The sequence below is a fragment of the Microbacterium sp. CGR1 genome (assembly GCF_051062835.1).
In the GTDB taxonomy this organism is placed as follows: Bacteria; Actinomycetota; Actinomycetes; order Actinomycetales; family Microbacteriaceae; genus Microbacterium.
Window position 1 is genome coordinate 897,009 of record NZ_JAOTPG010000001.1, and the last position, 16,776, is coordinate 913,784.

The 16,776-nt window shown below is 67.8% G+C and carries 20 protein-coding genes; 6 read left to right on the plus strand and 14 right to left on the minus strand.

Annotated elements, in window-relative coordinates; genetic code table 11:
• Positions 1-2: 2 nt before the first annotated feature.
• The 5 genes from OD997_RS04365 to OD997_RS04385 form a co-directional block, all read right to left on the minus strand.
• Entirely contained in the window at positions 3-770 is a 768-nt protein-coding gene (locus OD997_RS04365) for a hypothetical protein (protein WP_434330518.1), read from the minus strand.
• Positions 771-773: 3 nt separating this feature from the next.
• Complete coding sequence (locus OD997_RS04370) at positions 774-977, minus strand: hypothetical protein (RefSeq protein ID WP_434330519.1); 204 nt, start codon at positions 975-977, stop codon at positions 774-776.
• The gene (locus tag OD997_RS04375; protein ID WP_434330520.1) at positions 974-1,588 is read right to left on the minus strand and encodes a pyridoxamine 5'-phosphate oxidase family protein; all 615 of its coding nucleotides are present in this window, start codon (positions 1,586-1,588) and stop codon (positions 974-976) included. Before OD997_RS04375 ends, OD997_RS04370 begins: the two co-directional genes overlap by 4 nt.
• A 36-nt stretch (positions 1,589-1,624) precedes the next feature.
• Positions 1,625-3,223: an ABC-F family ATP-binding cassette domain-containing protein gene (locus OD997_RS04380; protein WP_434330521.1), complete on the minus strand. Its 1,599-nt coding sequence runs from the start codon at positions 3,221-3,223 to the stop codon at positions 1,625-1,627.
• 74 nt (positions 3,224-3,297) lie between these two features.
• On the minus strand, positions 3,298-3,684 hold the full coding sequence (locus OD997_RS04385) for a CHY zinc finger protein (protein WP_434330523.1): 387 nt from the start codon (positions 3,682-3,684) through the stop codon (positions 3,298-3,300).
• Between the two features lie 27 nt (positions 3,685-3,711).
• Between OD997_RS04385 and OD997_RS04390 the strand changes: the two genes are divergently transcribed.
• The 4 genes from OD997_RS04390 (at position 3,712) to OD997_RS04405 (ending at position 7,689) form a co-directional block, all read left to right on the plus strand.
• Complete coding sequence (locus OD997_RS04390; RefSeq protein WP_434330524.1) at positions 3,712-4,332, plus strand: DedA family protein; 621 nt, start codon at positions 3,712-3,714, stop codon at positions 4,330-4,332.
• A 5-nt stretch (positions 4,333-4,337) separates the two neighbouring features.
• Positions 4,338-5,594 (plus strand): sensor histidine kinase, encoded by a 1,257-nt coding sequence (locus tag OD997_RS04395; RefSeq protein WP_434330525.1) that lies wholly within the window; start codon positions 4,338-4,340, stop codon positions 5,592-5,594.
• Positions 5,591-6,262, plus strand: coding sequence for a response regulator (locus tag OD997_RS04400; protein ID WP_434330526.1), 672 nt, complete (start codon positions 5,591-5,593; stop codon positions 6,260-6,262). Before OD997_RS04395 ends, OD997_RS04400 begins: the two co-directional genes overlap by 4 nt.
• Positions 6,263-6,372: 110 nt before the next feature.
• On the plus strand, positions 6,373-7,689 hold the full coding sequence (locus tag OD997_RS04405; RefSeq protein WP_434330527.1) for an acyltransferase family protein: 1,317 nt from the start codon (positions 6,373-6,375) through the stop codon (positions 7,687-7,689).
• Here OD997_RS04405 and OD997_RS04410 read toward each other — a convergent pair.
• From OD997_RS04410 to OD997_RS04420, 3 genes are read right to left on the minus strand one after another with little or no spacing between them, the layout of a single operon-like run.
• On the minus strand, positions 7,636-8,229 hold the full coding sequence (locus OD997_RS04410) for an energy-coupling factor transporter transmembrane component T family protein (RefSeq protein WP_434330528.1): 594 nt from the start codon (positions 8,227-8,229) through the stop codon (positions 7,636-7,638). The genes OD997_RS04405 and OD997_RS04410 overlap by 54 nt on opposite strands.
• Positions 8,226-8,918: an energy-coupling factor ABC transporter ATP-binding protein gene (locus OD997_RS04415; protein WP_434330529.1), complete on the minus strand. Its 693-nt coding sequence runs from the start codon at positions 8,916-8,918 to the stop codon at positions 8,226-8,228. Before OD997_RS04415 ends, OD997_RS04410 begins: the two co-directional genes overlap by 4 nt.
• Positions 8,908-9,495: a biotin transporter BioY gene (locus tag OD997_RS04420; protein WP_434330530.1), complete on the minus strand. Its 588-nt coding sequence runs from the start codon at positions 9,493-9,495 to the stop codon at positions 8,908-8,910. The genes OD997_RS04415 and OD997_RS04420 overlap by 11 nt, the downstream gene beginning before the upstream one ends.
• A 55-nt stretch (positions 9,496-9,550) precedes the next feature.
• Between OD997_RS04420 and OD997_RS04425 the strand changes: the two genes are divergently transcribed.
• Positions 9,551-10,135 (plus strand): TetR family transcriptional regulator, encoded by a 585-nt coding sequence (locus tag OD997_RS04425; protein ID WP_434330531.1) that lies wholly within the window; start codon positions 9,551-9,553, stop codon positions 10,133-10,135.
• A gap of 20 nt (positions 10,136-10,155) precedes the next feature.
• Here the strand turns inward: OD997_RS04425 and OD997_RS04430 are convergent, their stop codons facing one another.
• Genes OD997_RS04430 through sufB form a run of 6 tightly spaced genes read right to left on the minus strand, consistent with a single transcriptional unit; the run spans position 10,156 to position 15,372 of the window.
• Positions 10,156-11,310 (minus strand): MalY/PatB family protein, encoded by a 1,155-nt coding sequence (locus OD997_RS04430; protein ID WP_434330532.1) that lies wholly within the window; start codon positions 11,308-11,310, stop codon positions 10,156-10,158.
• A gap of 2 nt (positions 11,311-11,312) precedes the next feature.
• Positions 11,313-11,642, minus strand: coding sequence for a metal-sulfur cluster assembly factor (locus tag OD997_RS04435; protein WP_042537580.1), 330 nt, complete (start codon positions 11,640-11,642; stop codon positions 11,313-11,315).
• 10 nt (positions 11,643-11,652) lie between these two features.
• Positions 11,653-12,423, minus strand: a complete 771-nt coding sequence (gene sufC, locus OD997_RS04440) for a Fe-S cluster assembly ATPase SufC (protein ID WP_056516888.1) — start codon at positions 12,421-12,423, stop codon at positions 11,653-11,655.
• Positions 12,424-12,750 (minus strand): non-heme iron oxygenase ferredoxin subunit, encoded by a 327-nt coding sequence (locus OD997_RS04445; RefSeq protein WP_434330533.1) that lies wholly within the window; start codon positions 12,748-12,750, stop codon positions 12,424-12,426.
• Positions 12,747-13,952 carry a Fe-S cluster assembly protein SufD gene (sufD, locus tag OD997_RS04450; RefSeq protein ID WP_434330534.1) on the minus strand — a complete coding sequence of 402 codons (1,206 nt, stop codon included), beginning with the start codon at positions 13,950-13,952 and terminating at the stop codon, positions 12,747-12,749. The genes OD997_RS04445 and sufD overlap by 4 nt, the downstream gene beginning before the upstream one ends.
• A gap of 1 nt (position 13,953) precedes the next feature.
• A complete protein-coding gene (sufB, locus tag OD997_RS04455) occupies positions 13,954-15,372 on the minus strand; it encodes a Fe-S cluster assembly protein SufB (protein ID WP_042537589.1) in 1,419 nt (472 codons plus the stop codon).
• A gap of 233 nt (positions 15,373-15,605) precedes the next feature.
• Here sufB and OD997_RS04460 point away from each other — a divergent pair, with 233 nt between their 5' ends.
• A complete protein-coding gene (locus tag OD997_RS04460; protein WP_434330535.1) occupies positions 15,606-16,715 on the plus strand; it encodes a COX15/CtaA family protein in 1,110 nt (369 codons plus the stop codon).
• Positions 16,716-16,776: the final 61 nt, after the last annotated feature.

Consider the following 16,776-nt stretch of genomic DNA (forward strand, 5'->3'; position numbering starts at 1 on the left):
CCTCAGTCCCAGGCCGTCACCCCGGAGACGACGGCGGTCTCGGGATAATCACCCGAGGGAGCACCGATCTCGAAGAGATCGATCAGGAGCATCATCGGATAGTCCGGAGACTGTGGGATGCGCCGCAGCACCCTCCCCTCGCAGCCGATGACGGTCTCGCCGTCGCCCCAGATCACGGTCCAGGTGTGCGGCTCACACGCATCGAACGGGAGTACGACCTCGGCCATGTCGGTCGTGAGCCTCGGATCATGGTGAGCTTTGACGCCGACCCGCGCCCGCGTCGTCGTCGAGACGGCATCGGCGTCGATCTCGAAGATGCAGATCTCGCCCGCGTCCCTCTCAGCGAGATTCTCGATGCCCACGAGCCACGCTGCGAGCATGCACCCCTCGTCCGTGCTCGCAGCGACGGTCAGATCGATCCGTCCACGCGTCGGAGCGAACAGAAGACGTGACGGCGTCTCGGTACGCACCTCGAGACCGTCCTGGCGATGGCGATGAGTGCCGCGCGTCGAGCCGATCACTCCGGAGAAGACCGCGGTCTGCACATTCGACACTCGGAGCGGCGCATCCTCTTCCCGCCAATCGAGCTGGTCGCTTTCGATTCGCAGTTGCAGGCCGGCCTCGACGATCGCATACCGCGCCTGCGATCGCTCCGGCTCGGTCCACTGCGGGAGGTAGTGAGCGATCCACCTCTCGTCGTCGAGCCCGCTCGAGAAGTCGTCGCTGAATACCGGCGCCGGCGACGGCACAGGTGGCAGGGACTCAGCCATGAGTCAGTCCGCCCACGGCATGGCCTTCTCGGGAAGACGGGAGCTGTCGTCGGGAAGGCGCGGGAGTTCCGTGCCGCCGGCTCGGATGCAGAGCCAGCGCAGTTCGCCGGTGCTGTCAGGTCGAGCGCGCCAGGTGCGGGCCACGCCCTGGCCGACGCGGATCACGGTGCCGGGGGCTCCGATCTCGACCACCTGGAAGCCGTTCATGCTCCCCGATCTTCCGTCAGCCGATCAGCGGGCCCGCCGATGACCGTTCGAGACCAGCCGTCGTCCGCCGCGTCGTAGACCACACGGGTGTGGCGGCGGTCTCTCGATCCCTGCCAGAACTCGATGCGGGTCGGAATCAGTCGCCAGAGCGTCCAGTCACCGGCCGCTATGTCGGCACGCGCGGACGCAGAGCGCGCGGCGAGGTCGGCGGCGCTCTCGTCGGGCGTCGCCTCCTCCACGCGCCCGCGGACCCGCACGGCACGCACCTGGGGCTGCCACCAGAAGTTCAGCGCCGCCGCAGGGACGGCGGCGAGCTGCGCACCCTTGCGTGAGGATCTCGTGCTGGCGAACGCCCACCCGCGGTCGTCGATCCTCTTCAGGATGAGCGTGCGCGCATCGGGAAGTCCATCAGCGTCCACGGTCGCGAGGGTGACGGTGTGCGGCTCTGCCACTCCGGCATCCGCAGCCTCGCGCAACCAGGAAGCGAAGAGGGCGCTCGGCTCGTCAGGCAGCGCACCGATATCCCAATCCGGAGCGAGCCCGGTGAGAGCGTGCCTGCCCTTCAACCACTCGTTGAGAGAGACAAGGTCCGATTCCTGTTCGTGCGTCACGCTGTCGACTATGCCACCGACCACGGACGATGCGGGTCAGGCGAGCTCGATGAGGTCCTGGTACTCCTGGCTCCAGAGGTCCTCGACGCCGTCCGGGAGGATCAGCACGCGCTCGGGGTTGAGCGACTGCACGGCTCCGGGGTCGTGCGAGACGAGCACGACCGCCCCCTCGTAGTGAGCGAGCGCACCGAGGATCTCCTCTCGCGACGCGGGGTCGAGGTTGTTGGTGGGCTCGTCGAGCAGCAGCAGGTTCGCCGACGAGACCACGAGGGTCGCCAGCGAGAGACGCGTCTTCTCACCGCCCGACAGCACTCCGGCGGGCTTCAGCACGTCATCGCCGGTGAACAGGAACGAGCCGAGCACCCGACGCGCTTCCATCTCTGTGATGTGCGGAGCGGCCGACACCATGTTCTCGAGCACCGAGCGGTTCACATCGAGGTTCTCGTGCTCCTGCGCGTAGTACCCGACCTTCAAACCGTGACCGGGCTCGAGCTGGCCGGTGTCCGGCTGATCGACGCCCGCGAGCATGCGCAGCAGCGTCGTCTTGCCCGCACCGTTGAGTCCGAGGACCACGACCTTGGATCCTCGGTCGATCGCGAGGTCGACGTCGGTGAAGATCTCGAGTGAGCCGTAGGACTTCGACAGACCTGTCGCCATCATCGGGGTCTTGCCGCAGGGGGCCGGCTTCGGGAAGCGCAGCTTGGCGACGCGGTCTTCCTGACGCACATCGTCGAGGCCGGCGAGCAGCTTGTCGGCGCGCGCGATCATCTGATGCGCGGCCGCGGCCTTCGACGCCTTCGCCCCGAAGCGGGCTGCCTGCAGCTGCAGGGTCGTGGCCTTCTTCTCGGCGTTGGCGCGCTCCTTCTTGCGGCGCTCCTCGTCAGCCACCCGCTGACGCAGGTAGTTCTTCCAGTTCATGTTGTAGGTGTCGATGATCTGGCGGTTCGCGTCGAGGTAGAAGACCCGGTTGACGGTCTCGCCGACGAGCTCGACGTCGTGACTGATCACGATCAGGCCGCCCTTGTAGTTCTTGAGGAACTCGCGCAGCCACACCACGCTGTCGGCGTCGAGGTGGTTCGTCGGCTCGTCGAGGATCATCGTCTCGGCATCGGAGAAGAGGATGCGGGCCAGCTCGATGCGACGGCGCTGACCACCGGACAGCGTCGACAACGGCTGGTCGAGGATGCGGTCGGGCAGCGACAGGTTGTTCGCGATGGAGGCGGCCTCGGCTTCGGCCGCGTACCCGCCCTGGCCTTCGAACTCCTCGGTGAGACGCGCGTAGCGCTTCATCGCCTTGTCGGCGACCACGGGGTCGTCGGACCCCATAGCGAGCGCGGCTTCGGTCATCCCCAGGTTGAGCTGACCGAGTCCGCGGGCGTCGAGGATGCGGGTGCGTGCGAGGTCTTCGGGGTTGCCCGAACGAGGGTCCTGCGGCAGATAGCCGAGCTCGCCCGACCGGGTCACGCTGCCGCCCGACGGGAGGACGTCACCGGCGAGGACCTTGGTGAGCGTGGTCTTGCCTGCACCGTTGCGGCCGACGAGACCGATCTTGTCTCCATCGCTCACACGGAACGACACGTTCTCCATCAGGAGGCGTGCGCCCACGCGGATCTCGAGTTCGTGCACGGCAAGCACAGCGGGATGTCCGTTCGTTCAAGGGGAATCGGCCGAGCGGCCAAACTCCCAGTATAGATCGCTCAGCTGGGTGTTCAGTCGAAGTAGAGATGGTGGTGCGTCCGGCATCCCGGATTGAACCCGGCGGAGCACTCTGGGCACCCTTGCGCGTCGAGGTATTCGTGGATGCTCAGCGCCGACCCGCACACACCGCAGAGGACCGCCGGCGTCTCGCGCTCGTCTCTTCCCCACTGGCGTGCCGCATGACCGGCCACCTCTTCGTGACACAGATGGCACGGGTACCAATCGCCGCAGCAGGCGAACCGGATCGCGATGACGTCGAGCGGACCGCGATGGTGCTCGCATCGCGTCTCGCCGTCGACCACGAGCCCGCGCACCGTGGTCTCACCGACCAGCGTCGGACGGTCGGCCGATCTACCTCTCCGGGGGGATGCGGTCGATACCTCAGGGTGATGCCCCACGTGCCACCTCCTTCCTAGCCTTCTGGGGTGGATGTTATCAACGAGCTCATTCTGCAGACCGTCGCGTCGCCCTGGCTGTACGTCGTACTGCTCGCGGTGACCGTCATCGACGGGTTCTTCCCGCCGGTGCCGAGCGAGACCGTCCTCGTCGCCGCGGCGGCGGTGCTGACCTCGACGGGCGAGCTGTGGGCTCTGATCCCTCTGGGGCTCATCGCCGCGCTGAGCGCCGCGATCGGTGACAACATCGCTTTCGCGCTCGGACGGCGCCTGGGCACCACCCGCTGGACGTGGATGCGTCGCCCCCGTGTGGCTGCCGCATTCGCTCACGCCGAACGCGCACTCGAGCAGCGCAGCGCCGCTCTCATCCTGGGCGCCCGCTACATCCCGGTAGGACGGGTCGCCGTCAACATGTCGGCCGGCGCCCTCCGCTTCTCGTGGCGACGGTTCCTGCCCCTGAGCGTCGTGGCCGGCATCAGCTGGAGTGCGCTCAGCCTCGCCATCGGCCTGCTCGCCGGCTCGTGGGTCACGGAGCAGCCGCTGCTCAGCGCGGGTATCGGGATCGTCGTGGCACTCGTCATCGGGCTCGTCATCGACCGGGTCGCGGCCGCCCGTCGACGACGTGCCCCCGTGGCACAGCTGGCAGGATGACAGTCATGGCACGTCGTCGGCCGCGCACCGAGCGCGCTCCCCGCATCAGCCGCCGCACCGCCGCTCTGGCGGCACTTGGCGCTGCGTGCTTCGTGCTGTTCTGCGTGCTGGTGCCGATCCAGACCGTGCTCTACGGGACATCCCTCCCCCTGTCCTTCATTCTGGGGGCTGCCCTCTGCGGATCTCCGTTGCTGGCGCTGACACACCCTCGATGGGCGATCGTGGCCTTCTCCGCGTCTGCTTTCACACTCCCACTGCTCGTGGTCCCGACGCTCGCGACCGAATCGCCGTGGCCGTGGTCGGTGCCCGCGCTGCTGACCTTCGTGCTCCTGGTCGGCGTCGTGACCTTCGTACACGGTGCCAGGATCGGCGCGTTCCCCCTTGCGATCGGAGTCGTCCTCTCTCTCACGGCTCCCCTGCTGCGCCCCGAGATCGTCGCCACCGCACCCACGGCCGGCAGCGCGACAGCCGACCTCATCGTCACGACGTCCGTGGCCGCGGCGATGTTCCTCGTCGCCGTCCTGATCGCTGGCCGGGTGCGGGTGTCGGCCGAGCTCACCCGCGAGCGCGAGCACTCCGCCCTCGAGGAATCCCGCCGCGGGCTCGTCGAGGAGCGCACGCGCATCGCCAGGGAGCTCCACGACGTGATCGCGCACAGCATGTCGGTGATCCAGGTGCAGGCGTCCACTGCGCGATACCGGCTTCCCGAGATCGGCGACGCGGCGTCTACCGAGTTCGACAGCATCGCGGCGACCGCGCGGGCGTCCCTCACCGAGATGCGACGGATGCTCGGCGTCCTGCGCACCGAGGATCAGACCGCTGAGCTCGCTCCGCAGCAGCGCATCGACGACATCCCCGCGCTCGTCGACACCATCCGACGAGCGGGAGTCACGGTCGGACTGGAGATCACCGGCGCCGCAGCGGACGCATCGCAGGCCGTGCAGATCGCTGCGTTCCGGATCGCTCAGGAGGCTCTGAGCAACGCGGTGCGGCATGCCTCGGGCTCAGCAGTGACCGTTCGGGTGCAGGCGGACGCCGATGCGGTCCGCATCCGGGTGCGCAACGGCCGCGCCTCCGCTCCTCCGGCACCGACGGGCGGCGGATACGGGCTCCGAGGCATGCGTGAGCGCGTCGAACTGCTCGGAGGCAGCTTCACGGCCGGGCCGACCACCGATGGGGGCTGGGAGGTGGCGGCGTCGCTGCCTCTCCATCACCCGGATCCGCACACCGACACCACCGCATCCCTGAAGGAGGCTCCGTGACCATCAGCGTCCTCATCGCGGACGACCAGGCCATGGTCAGAGCAGGCTTCGCCGCACTCCTCGACGCCCACGAGGGCATCCGTGTCGCGGGTCAGGCGGCGAACGGGGCCGAAGCCGTCACCCTCGCCGCCCGCCTCGATCCGGACGTCATCCTGATGGACGTGCGGATGCCGGAGATCGACGGCATCGAGGCGACGCGGCGCATCCTGGGCCCCGGCTACCCCGCAGCACACGTGCCCCGGATCCTCATGCTCACGACCTTCGACATCGACGACTACGTCTACGACGCCCTGGAAGCCGGTGCGAGCGGATTCCTGCTGAAGGATGCTCTCCCCGAGGAGCTCGTCCATGCCGTGCGCGTGGTCGCGGGCGGCGACGCGCTGCTCGCACCGAGCGTCACGCGGCGGATGATCGAGCAGTTCGCCGGTCGCCGCCCTCGCACTCCCAAGGCAGCCGCCGCACTGGCCGGCCTCACCGAGCGCGAACGCGAGGTGCTGGTGCTGATCGGCCGCGGTCGATCGAACAGCGAGATCGCCGGCGACCTGTTCATCGCCGAGCAGACGGTCAAGACCCACGTCGGCAAGGTGCTCGGCAAGCTCGGGCTGCGTGACCGCGTGCACGCCGTGATCCTCGCCTACGACACCGGGCTCGTCGAGCCCGCGTCGTGAACGTTGTCGGCGAGATCACCCCGCAGTAGGGGGGTGAACAGCCCCACGGGTTGATCCCCCGCCCTGCATCGTCTTCATACGCTCCTCGGACACCCATCCGAGGAGGAAAGATGACCATCGCCGAGTCGCCCCCGCTCACCGTTCAGAATGCTCCGCTGCCGAGTGGTCGAGACAGTGCGATCGACTTCCTGCGCGCGCTCTGCGTCGTGGGCGTCGTACTGCTGCACGCGATCATGGTGGGTGTCACCGTCGTCGACGGCTCGCCTGTGTTCGAGAACGCCAGCGACGGCACCGGGTGGATCGTGCCGGTGAGCTGGATGCTGCAGGTCATGCCGCTGTTCTTCATCATCGGCGGCTTCGCGGGATTCCTCGCGCGCAGAAGGCAGCGGGAGCGCGGCGGCAGCGCATCCGCGTTCGTGGCCGCTCGGGTGCAGCGGCTCGTCGGTCCGGCCGTGGTCACGATCGGGATCGTGGGCGCAGTTCTCGCGATGCTGAGCCTCGCGGGAGTACCCGCAGAGCTCGTGGTGGTCGCGGGGTTCCGCTACGGCCAGCCGCTCTGGTTCCTCGGCGTCTTCCTTCTCTGCCAGTCCCTGCTCCCGATGCTCGCGAGTGCGCACGACAGGATGCCGAAGACGACCCTGGCGGCACTGGTGGTGGCTGCGCTCGCTGTCGACGGACTCCGGGCCATGACGGGTGTCGACGGCCTGGGGTTCCTCAACCTCGCCTTCGTGTGGCTCGCACTGCAGCAGATCGGGTTCTTTCTCGCGGACGGGACGATCGGACGGCTGAGCAGGCGCTGCAGAGTCGTCGGCGGCGCGGCGGCAGCGGCCGGCCTCGTCGCGACGTTCACGAGCGGCGTCTACTCCCCCGACCTCATCGCCAACATCAACCCGCCGACTGGAGCGCTCCTGCTCGTCGGCGTCGTGCATCTGAGCGCCGTCTCGCTGTTCCGGGACCGCATCGACGCGTTCAGCCGGCGTCCCAGGGCTGCGGCCTTCGCCGCGTTCGTCAATCGCCGCACCATGACGATCTACCTCTGGCACATGCCGGTTCTTCTCGGCATGGCCGGGCTCTCGGCTGTGGCGGCGCTGGCGACGGGCATGACCCTCCCCGAGCCGAGCAGCGTCGCGTGGTGGCTCACTCGTCCGCTCTGGCTCGCGACCGCGCTCGCCCTCACCGCTGCGGCGGCTGTCGCACTCACCCGGTTCGAGACCCGGTCGTCTCCCGCTCCGACGGAGGCTCCGCGCCGCGTACTCGGCGCCGTGGCCGCGGGGCTCACCGCCGTCGTCCTGCTGCTGGTGCTCGGAACGACCGTGCTGACTGCGACCGTCGCCGTGATCGGAATGCTCTGGGCCCTGCGACTGGCGAGGCCGTCACACCAGACCGCGAGCGGCGAGAGCGTCGCCCACATCGTCCGCGTGGCGTAGCGTGCGGACGAGAAGGGGCACGACACCCCGCATCCCCAGCCGAACCCCGCGCGCGCGCTGCGCGTCCCTGACCTCGTCGGCGAACGATGCCACGACCGGGATCATCGTGATCGTGAGCGAGATCGTCATCGAGACGGCGTCGGCATCGACTCCGAGGCGTCGGAGCGGCAGGAGCATCCTGTGCAGCACAGCGAGCAGATCGCCCATCCGCGTCGTGATGGTGAGGAGCGAGGCGAGCAGCACGAGCGAGATGACCCGAGCGGTGCTGATCCAGGCCGCATGAGGCGAGGCGAAGATCCACAGGGCCGCTCCGAGCACGAGCACGAGCCAGCGGAGGCGCCATACTTCAGCGATCAGCACGCGCAGCGGAAGACGGGCGAGAACGAAGAGGGAGCATACGCCGACCAAAGCGACACCGATGCTCCAGGCATCGTGCGGGTAGGCGGACAGCCCGATCGCCAGCGCGGCGAAGATCGTGAGCTTCGCACCGGCAGGCATCCGATGGAGGACGCTCGCACCCGGCCTGTACATCTGGATCATCGGCACAGGTTCCGGTAGGCGGCGATCACGGCACCGGGCTGACCGGCGGCCACGACAGCTCCGTCGTCGAACAGCACCGCATGATCGCAGCGTGCCGCGAGTTCGAGATCGTGGGTGACGATGACGACCTGCGCCGACTGCGCGAGCAGGAGACCGGCGATACGCGCGGCGTTGCGCAGATCGAGCAGGGTCGTCGGCTCGTCGGCGACGATCAGCTCCGGTCGGGTGATCAGCACCGATGCGAGAGCGAGAAGCTGCTTCTGACCGCCGGAGAGGTCCGACGCCGCGATGTCCGCCCGATCCGCGAGTCCGTGTTCCGCGAGCGCATCGGCCACCCGCGCATCGACCTCCGCCCTGGGTAGGCCGCGCAGCGACAGCGCGAGATCCTCGGCAGCGGTCGGCATCAGTATCTGGGCCTGCGGGTCGGTGAACACGAAGCCGACGCGGCGACGCAGCGCCGCGACATCTCGGCGCGTGTCGAGACCGTGCACGCTCACCCGCCCCGACGTGGGCACGACGAGGCCGTTGAGAAGCCGCGCGAACGTCGATTTGCCCGATCCGTTGGCGCCGATGACCGCTATGCGCGACGCCGTGAGGTCGACGCTGACGTCGCGGAGGATCCGCCGGCCCTCGCGTTCGACGGTCACCCCGTCGAGCGCGATGCGGGCGACCCCGGTCTCAGACCGCACGCGCGGACGCAGGCACGAGAGCATCCCGAGAGCCGAACGCTCTCGGGTACGCGCGCCGCAGCGCGAGCGTCAGCGCCACTGCCGCCGCGGCCTTGAGGAGGTCCCCCGGCAGGAACACCAGGGCCGCCACGGCCGTCGGTGCGAGGTCGAGGCCGAGGACGAGCGCGGTGACGGGGATCCCGCACAGATACACGACCAGGATGCCCCCGACCACGGTGCCGAGCGCGATACGCCACCATGTGAACCTGCCCCGGTGCACGATCAGTCCGATCACGATGACTCCGGCGACCCACCCGAGAAGGTATCCGGCCGTGGGGCCGACGAACACCCCGAGGCCACCTCGTCCGCCGGCGAGAACCGGAAGACCGAGAGCTGCGAGAGCGAGCACGAGCAGGATCGAGAGCGGAGCGAGCCGCGGACCGAGCACGGCGCCGGCGAGCATCACCCCGAGAGTCTGCGCGGTGATTGGCACCCCGCCGGGAATCGGTATCGTCACCATGCCGAGCACCACGATGAGGGCGGCGAAGATCGCCACTCTGGCCAGTTCGCGACCGAGGTCGCCTCGTTGCTGCGTCATGTAGGACACCTTCCTGAACACTGTTCACCTGAACGGTGTTCACTATAGTGAGAACATGAGCCCGGATCACAACTCGACCCGTCATGACCGCGACGGGGTCGCTCGCGCGGCGCTGGCGCTCCTCGACGAGGTCGGGCTCGCCGATCTCTCGATGCGCAGGATCGCGAGCAGGCTCGACGTCCAGCCGAGCGCGCTCTACTGGCACTTCACGAGCAAGCAGGAGCTGCTCGCCGAGCTCGCCGACCGCATCACCTCGGCCATCCCCCGCGACGACGCCGATGTGCTGACCACAGCCCGCAGCATCCGCGATGCCCTGTTCGCCTATCGCGACGGCGCGGAGCTGGTACTCAGCACGTATGCGCTGCAGCTCGGCTCCGCGCACGCGCAGTCAGCACTGGAGGAGTCCCTCCGACACCGGGGAGACGCCGACCCACGAGAGCGCGCGATCGCGCTGCTGCACTTCATCCTCGGTCACGCGACGCTCGTGCAGCAGCGCATGCACGCCGACAGCCACGGAGCCCTTCCCGCCGGCGAAGTCGTCGACGTCACCGCGGGCCTTGATCGAATCTTCGACCTCGGCGTAGCGGCGCTGGCCGGGGGCGCCGTCGACGATGAAGTGCGCGGTCACCGGCTCCGGTGACGCCGTCAGCTACTGCGGAGTCATCTCTGCGCAAGCGCCGCGATGCGCTCGACGGCTTCGGTGATGATCTCGGGGCTCGTGCCGAAGTTCAGACGCACATACCCCGCGCCCTCGTCTCCGAATGCCGGCCCGAAGTGCAGCGCGACCCTGGCCTCCTTGAGGATCCGGCGCGCCGGATTATCACCCCACCCGAGGCCGGAGAGATCGATCCAGGCGAGGTAGCCCGCGTCCGGGATCCGGTAAAGCGCCTCAGGAAGCTTCGCGGCCAGGAGATCCTCGAGAAGCACGCGATTCGCATCGAGCGTCCTCAGGAGCCCGTCGAGCCATTCATCGCTCTCCTCCGAGAACGCGGCGACGGCGGCCAGGAGGCCGAACTGCCCGGTGCGCCAGACGACCTCGATCGGCAGGCCGCGCACGACCTCGCTCGTGGCGTCGGATGCGGTCACCATCAGGGCGCATTTGAGGCCGGCGAGGTTGAAGGCCTTGCTCGCGCTGACGACCGCGAATCCGACCCGCTCGGCGGCCTCACCGGTGTCGAGGAACGGCGTGAAACCGGTGCCGGGCTGCGCCAGCGGCGCATGGATCTCGTCGGAGATCACGGAAGCGCCGAACTCGTCGGCGATCTCGGCCAGCGCGGCGAGCGAATCGCGGCTGTGGACCGTCCCCGTCGGGTTGTGCGGGTTGCAGAGCAGGATCGCGGTCGCGCCGTCCTCGAACGCGGCGCGGATGCCGTCGAGGTCGAGCTCCCATGCCGTGCCCGTGTCACGCAGCGGAACACGCGAGACCTCGGCGCCGGCCTCGGCGACCAGATCGTAGAACGGCGGATACACGGGAGGGGTCACGACGACGCGCTCCCCCGGCTGGGTGACGCGACGGAGTATCTCCACGATGCCCATGCTCACGTCCGCAGTGCTGCGGACGCGTGCAGGGTCGACGTGCCAGTCGAATCGTCGCCGGGCGAACTCCGCATACACGGACGGCAACGGCGTCCGTGAGGCGATGTACCCGGTGTCCCCCGTCTCGACGGCGCGGCTGAGCGCCGTCGAGATCGCGGGTGCGAGCGGGAAGTCGGTCTCCGCGACGAACAGCGGAAGCACGTCGGCGGGATACTCCCGCCACTTCTCGCTGCTCCGCTCGCGGAGCTCTGCCAGGGGCAGAGCCGTGACCTCGAGCATCCTCAGATCGCGAAGCCGAGGGCGCGCATCATGTCGCGGCCGTCGTCGGTGATCTTCTCCGGACCCCACGGCGGCATCCACACCCAGTTGATGCGGAAGCGGTCGACCACGCTGTCCAGAGCCTGTGCGGTCTGGTCTTCGAGGACGTCGGTCAGGGGGCAGCCGGCACTGGTCAGTGTCATGTGGATGACGAGAGCATCGTTCTCGTCATCCCATGCGAGGTCGTAGATGAGACCGAGGTCGACGACGTTGATCCCGAGCTCCGGGTCCATGACGTCTTTGAGAGCCTCGGTGACCTCGTCGTACTTCTCGTCCGTGAGGGTGGCTGTCATGCGAATCAGCCTACGCCTCGACGGGGGCTGCGGGGTCGAGGAAACGGTCGTATCCCTCGTCCTCGAGCCGGTCTGCGAGCTCCGGGCCGCCCTCTTCGACGATCTTGCCCGCGACGACCACGTGCACGAAGTCGGGACGGATGTAGCGGAGGATGCGCGTGTAGTGCGTGATGAGCAGAACGCCGAGACCGGTGGACTCCTTGGCGCGGTTGACGCCCTCGGAGACGATCTTCAGGGCGTCGACGTCGAGACCGGAGTCGGTCTCGTCGAGGACGGCGAACTTCGGCTTGAGCACCTCGAGCTGGAGGATCTCGTGACGCTTCTTCTCGCCACCCGAGAAGCCCTCGTTGACGTTGCGCTGCGCGAACTTCGGGTCCATGCGGAGGTTCGCCATGGCCGCCTTGACGTCCTTGGTCCAGCCGCGGATCGCGGGGGCTTCGCCGTCGAGTGCCGTCTTGGCGGTGCGGAGGAAGTTCGTCACCGTGACGCCCGGGATCTCGACCGGGTACTGCATGGCGAGGAACAGGCCGGCGCGAGCGCGCTCGTCGACGCTCATCTCGAGCACGTCCTGGCCGTCGAAGGTGATCGACCCCGAGGTCACGGTGTACTTCGGGTGTCCGGCGATCGTGTACGCGAGGGTCGACTTGCCCGAGCCGTTGGGGCCCATGATGGCGTGCGTCTCACCTGTGTTCATGGTGAGGTTGATGCCGTTGAGGATCGGAGTGGTCCCCGCCTCGGTCTCGACCGTCACATGCAGGTCGCGGATTTCAAGAACAGACATTCAGACTTCCTTCGTCACAGTCGGGTCGATGAGCACGTCGTCGCCGTCGATCTCGACGACGTAGACCGGAACGGGCTCATAAGCGGGGAGATTCTGGGGCTTGCCGGTGAGCAGGGAGAACGCCGAGCCGTGGGCCCAGCATTCCACGGTGTCACCCTCGACGAAGCCCTCGGCGAGAGAGATGTCGCCATGCGTGCAGGTGTCTCCGATGGCGTGGATCACGCCTTCGGAGTCCTTGATCACGGTGATCGGCACGCCGTGCGGCTCGACACGGATCGGCATGTCCTGCTCGAGTTCCGCGACGCCGCACACGCGCTCGGCGCTCACGCGTTCACCTCGGCGAGCTCCGTCTCGATCGCGTCGAGCAGCTCGGCCTCCAGGGCCGGGATGCCCAGACGCTGGACGATGTCCGTGAGGAATCCGAGCACGACGAGGCGGCGTGCTTCCTCTTCGCTGATGCCACGAGCCTGCAGGTAGAACAGCTGCTCGTCATCGAAACGCCCGGTGGCGCTGGCGTGGCCGGCACCGAGGATGTCTCCGGTCTCGATCTCGAGGTTCGGGATCGAGTCGGCGCGAGCGCCCTCGGTGAGCACCAGGTTGCGGTTCGCCTCGTACGAGTCGGTGCCCGTCGCATCGGCGCCGATCAGCACGTCGCCGATCCACACACTGTGCGCACCCTCGCCCTGGAGCGCGCCCTTGTAGAGCACGTCGCCCTTGGTGTGCGGGCCCTTGTGGTGCAGGTACACCTGACTCTCGAGGTGCTGACCCGCATCGGCGTACGACAGACCGTAGAGGTAGCCCTCGGATCCGGCACCCGCGAGCTCGACGCTCGGGTTCACACGCACGACGCCGCCGCCGAAGCTGATGACGAAGTGCTTGAGGGTGGCATCCGCGTCGACGCGAGCCTGGTGCGCAGAGGTGTGCACGGCCGCATCCTGCCACTGCTGCAGGCTGATGACGGTGAGCTTCGCTCCGTCGCGCACGATGATCTCGACGTTCTGCGAGTACTGCGCGGCGCCGGTGTGCTGGAGCACCACGGTCGCCGAGCTGTGCTCGAGCGCCTCGATCACGATATGGGCATCCGCGCGCAGTTCCGCGCCGAGACCGTCGATCGACACGAGGATCGGCTCAGCGACCTCTTCTTCACGAGGGATGCGGATGTGCAGCGCCTCGGGGGAACCCTGCCACGCGATGGCCGCGGTGATGTCCTCGGCGAGGAAGACCTCGCCGCGAGGAGCGTCGCCGGCGGCGAGGGGCGCGGAGACGTACTGCTCTCCTGCGCCGAACGTGTAGCTCACTCCCTCAGCGGAGCCCGCGACCTCGAAGAGGGGCGAGAGCTTCGCGACGGGAGTGTGCTTCCAGTTGACCTCGCGACCGGTCGGCGCACCGAAGTCCGCCGGCTCGAACGAGTGCGGGCGCTCGGAACGCGTCTGCACCGGAACGAATCCGGCGTCCGCGACCTGCGCGGCCGGGTCGACATGCGCGCTCGAATGATGCGACGCCGTCGGCGTCGTCGTCTGGGCCGTCATCTCAGCCGACCGATCCTTCCATGCCCATCTCGATGAGCTTGTTCAATTCCATCGCGTACTCCATCGGCAGCTCCCGCGCGATCGGCTCGATGAAGCCGCGCACGATCATCGCCATCGCCTCGTCCTCGGGCATGCCGCGGGACTGGAGGTAGAAGAGCTGCTCCTCGCTGACCTTCGAGACCGTGGCCTCGTGGCCGAGCTGCACGTCGTCGACACGGATGTCGATCGCCGGGTAGGTGTCGGAGCGCGACTTGGTGTCGACGAGCAGAGCATCGCAGCGCACGGTGTTCGCGGAGTGGTGCGCATTGGCGTCCACTCGCACCTCACCGCGGTATCCGGCACGTCCGCCGCCGCGCGCGATCGACTTCGAGACGATCGACGACTGCGTGTAGGGCGCCATGTGGATCATCTTGGCGCCGGCATCCTGATGCTGGCCAGGACCCGCGAAGGCGACCGAGAGCGTCTCGCCCTTGGCGTGCTCGCCCATCAGGTAGATCGACGGGTACTTCATCGTCACCTTGGAGCCGATGTTGCCGTCGACCCACTCCATCGTCGCGCCCTCGTGCGCGACCGCGCGCTTGGTGACGAGGTTGTAGACGTTGTTCGACCAGTTCTGGATCGTCGTGTAGCGAACGCGGGCGTTCTTCTTCACGATGATCTCGACGACGGCCGAGTGCAGGGAATCCGACTTGTAGATCGGCGCCGTGCAGCCCTCGATGTAGTGGACGTAGCTGTCCTCGTCAGCGATGATCAGGGTCCGCTCGAACTGGCCCATGTTCTCGGTGTTGATGCGGAAGTACGCCTGCAGCGGGATCTCGACGTGCACTCCCTTGGGGACGTACACGAACGATCCGCCCGACCATACGGCGGTGTTCAGGGCTGCGAACTTGTTGTCGCCCGCGGGGATGACGGAACCGAAGTACTCCTCGAAGAACTCGGGGTGCTCGCGCAGCGCCGTGTCGGTGTCCATGAAGATGACACCCTGCTCCTCCAGGTCCTCGCGAATCTGGTGGTAGACGACCTCGGACTCGTACTGAGCTGCGACTCCGGCCACGAGACGCTGACGCTCGGCCTCGGGGATGCCGAGGCGCTCGTAGGTCTCACGGATCTCTGCGGGAAGGTCTTCCCACGACTGCGCCTGCTTCTCGGTCGAGCGCACGAAGTACTTGATGTTGTCGAAGTCGATCTCGCTGAGATCTGCACCCCAGGTCGGCATCGGCTTGCGTCCGAAGAGCTGGTATCCCTTGAGACGGGTCTTCAGCATCCATTCGGGCTCGTGCTTGAGCGCCGAGATCCCGCGGACCACCTCTTCGGAGATACCGCGCTTGGCGATGGCTCCGGCAGCATCTTCGTCATGCCACCCGAATTCGTACACCCCCAGGCCGTCAAGCTCCGGGCGGTCGATCAGCACATCCGACATCACACACTCTCCTCACAGGTCCCAAAACGGTGTCATCCGCCCCGACACACCTGATCCCCGTCGAGTCTGCGGGAGCGGGTGCCGTTGGTGGGCCCTCATCACCGGCGCATCCATCGCGCCTAAACTGTTAGCGATGCTTCAGCGCGGTCAGCGCTCATCGCAACAATCCGATTCTACAGGTTCCGCCTGAAGACAGGGCCGCTCGCCGTGTCCGGCGCGGTTCGGAGAGACTTATGCCCGAGACGACGATCTCCTCCCCCACGAATGCACCAGAGATGCCCTCGACGGCCGCGCACCGCTGGGGACGGATGCTGCGCGTATGCGCCTGGCTCTCGTTCCTCGCGCAGACCATCATCATCGGCACCGGTGGTGCGGTGCGTCTCACCGGGTCAGGCCTCGGATGCTCGGAATGGCCGCTCTGCACTCCTGAGTCCCTCGTGCCGATCTATGCCGATCAGGGCATACACGGCATCATCGAGTTCGGCAACCGTGTGATGACGGGCGTCGTCGGCATCATCGCACTCGCCGTCCTCCTGCTCGTGCTGGCGCGTGTCGGCGGCAGACGTCTCGTGTTCTCCGCACTGCGGTTCGCCGCGAGCGGCATCGTGGCCGCGGCGATCGTGTTCGGGCTCGCCTCCCTCTTCTCCCTCCCCGCGACGCCGTTCGCCATGGGCGCCCTGCTCGTCACGGTGATCGCGGCGATGATCCGTTCGCTCAGGCTCGCATCTGACCGGCGCGATCTCGTCGTCCTCGCCTGGATCGTCCTCGTCGGAGTGGTCGCGCAGGCACTCGTGGGCGGCATCACCGTCCTCACCGGTCTGAACCCCTTCATCGTCGGGTTCCACTACGTCTCGTCGCTGCTGCTCGTGTGCGTCACGGCCGCCTTCCTGGTGCGGCTCTACGCCGCGGCCGGCCCCCGCGTGACCGCCGTCCCGAAGTGGTTCGCGATCCTCAGCCATGTCACCGGTCTCGCCCTGGCCGTCACGATCGTCTTCGGCGTGCTGACCACGGGCTCCGGGCCGCACTCCGGCGACGCCGACGTGCTGCGGCACGGATTCGATGCCACGATCCTCGCCCATGTGCACTCGTGGCCCGGATACATCCTCGCCGCTCTCGTCGCCGCGCTGACGATCTCGGCGTGGGCGCTTCGGCTCGAACCGCGCAAGTGGCTTCTCGTCCTCGTGCTGGCGATCCTTGTTCAGGTGGGCGTCGGAATCTGGCAGGCGCGTGAGGGACTCCCTCCGCTGCTCGTCGGCATCCACATGGTGCTCGCGTCGCTGTCGGCTGCCGCCTACACGGTCGTGGTGCTGCATCTGAAGAAGCCTGCCGCCGCTCAGGAGTGAGACCGGCCGCTGGCTGGACGGCCGGCACAGTGGATGCATAGCTCCGGCATCGGAGGCTCAT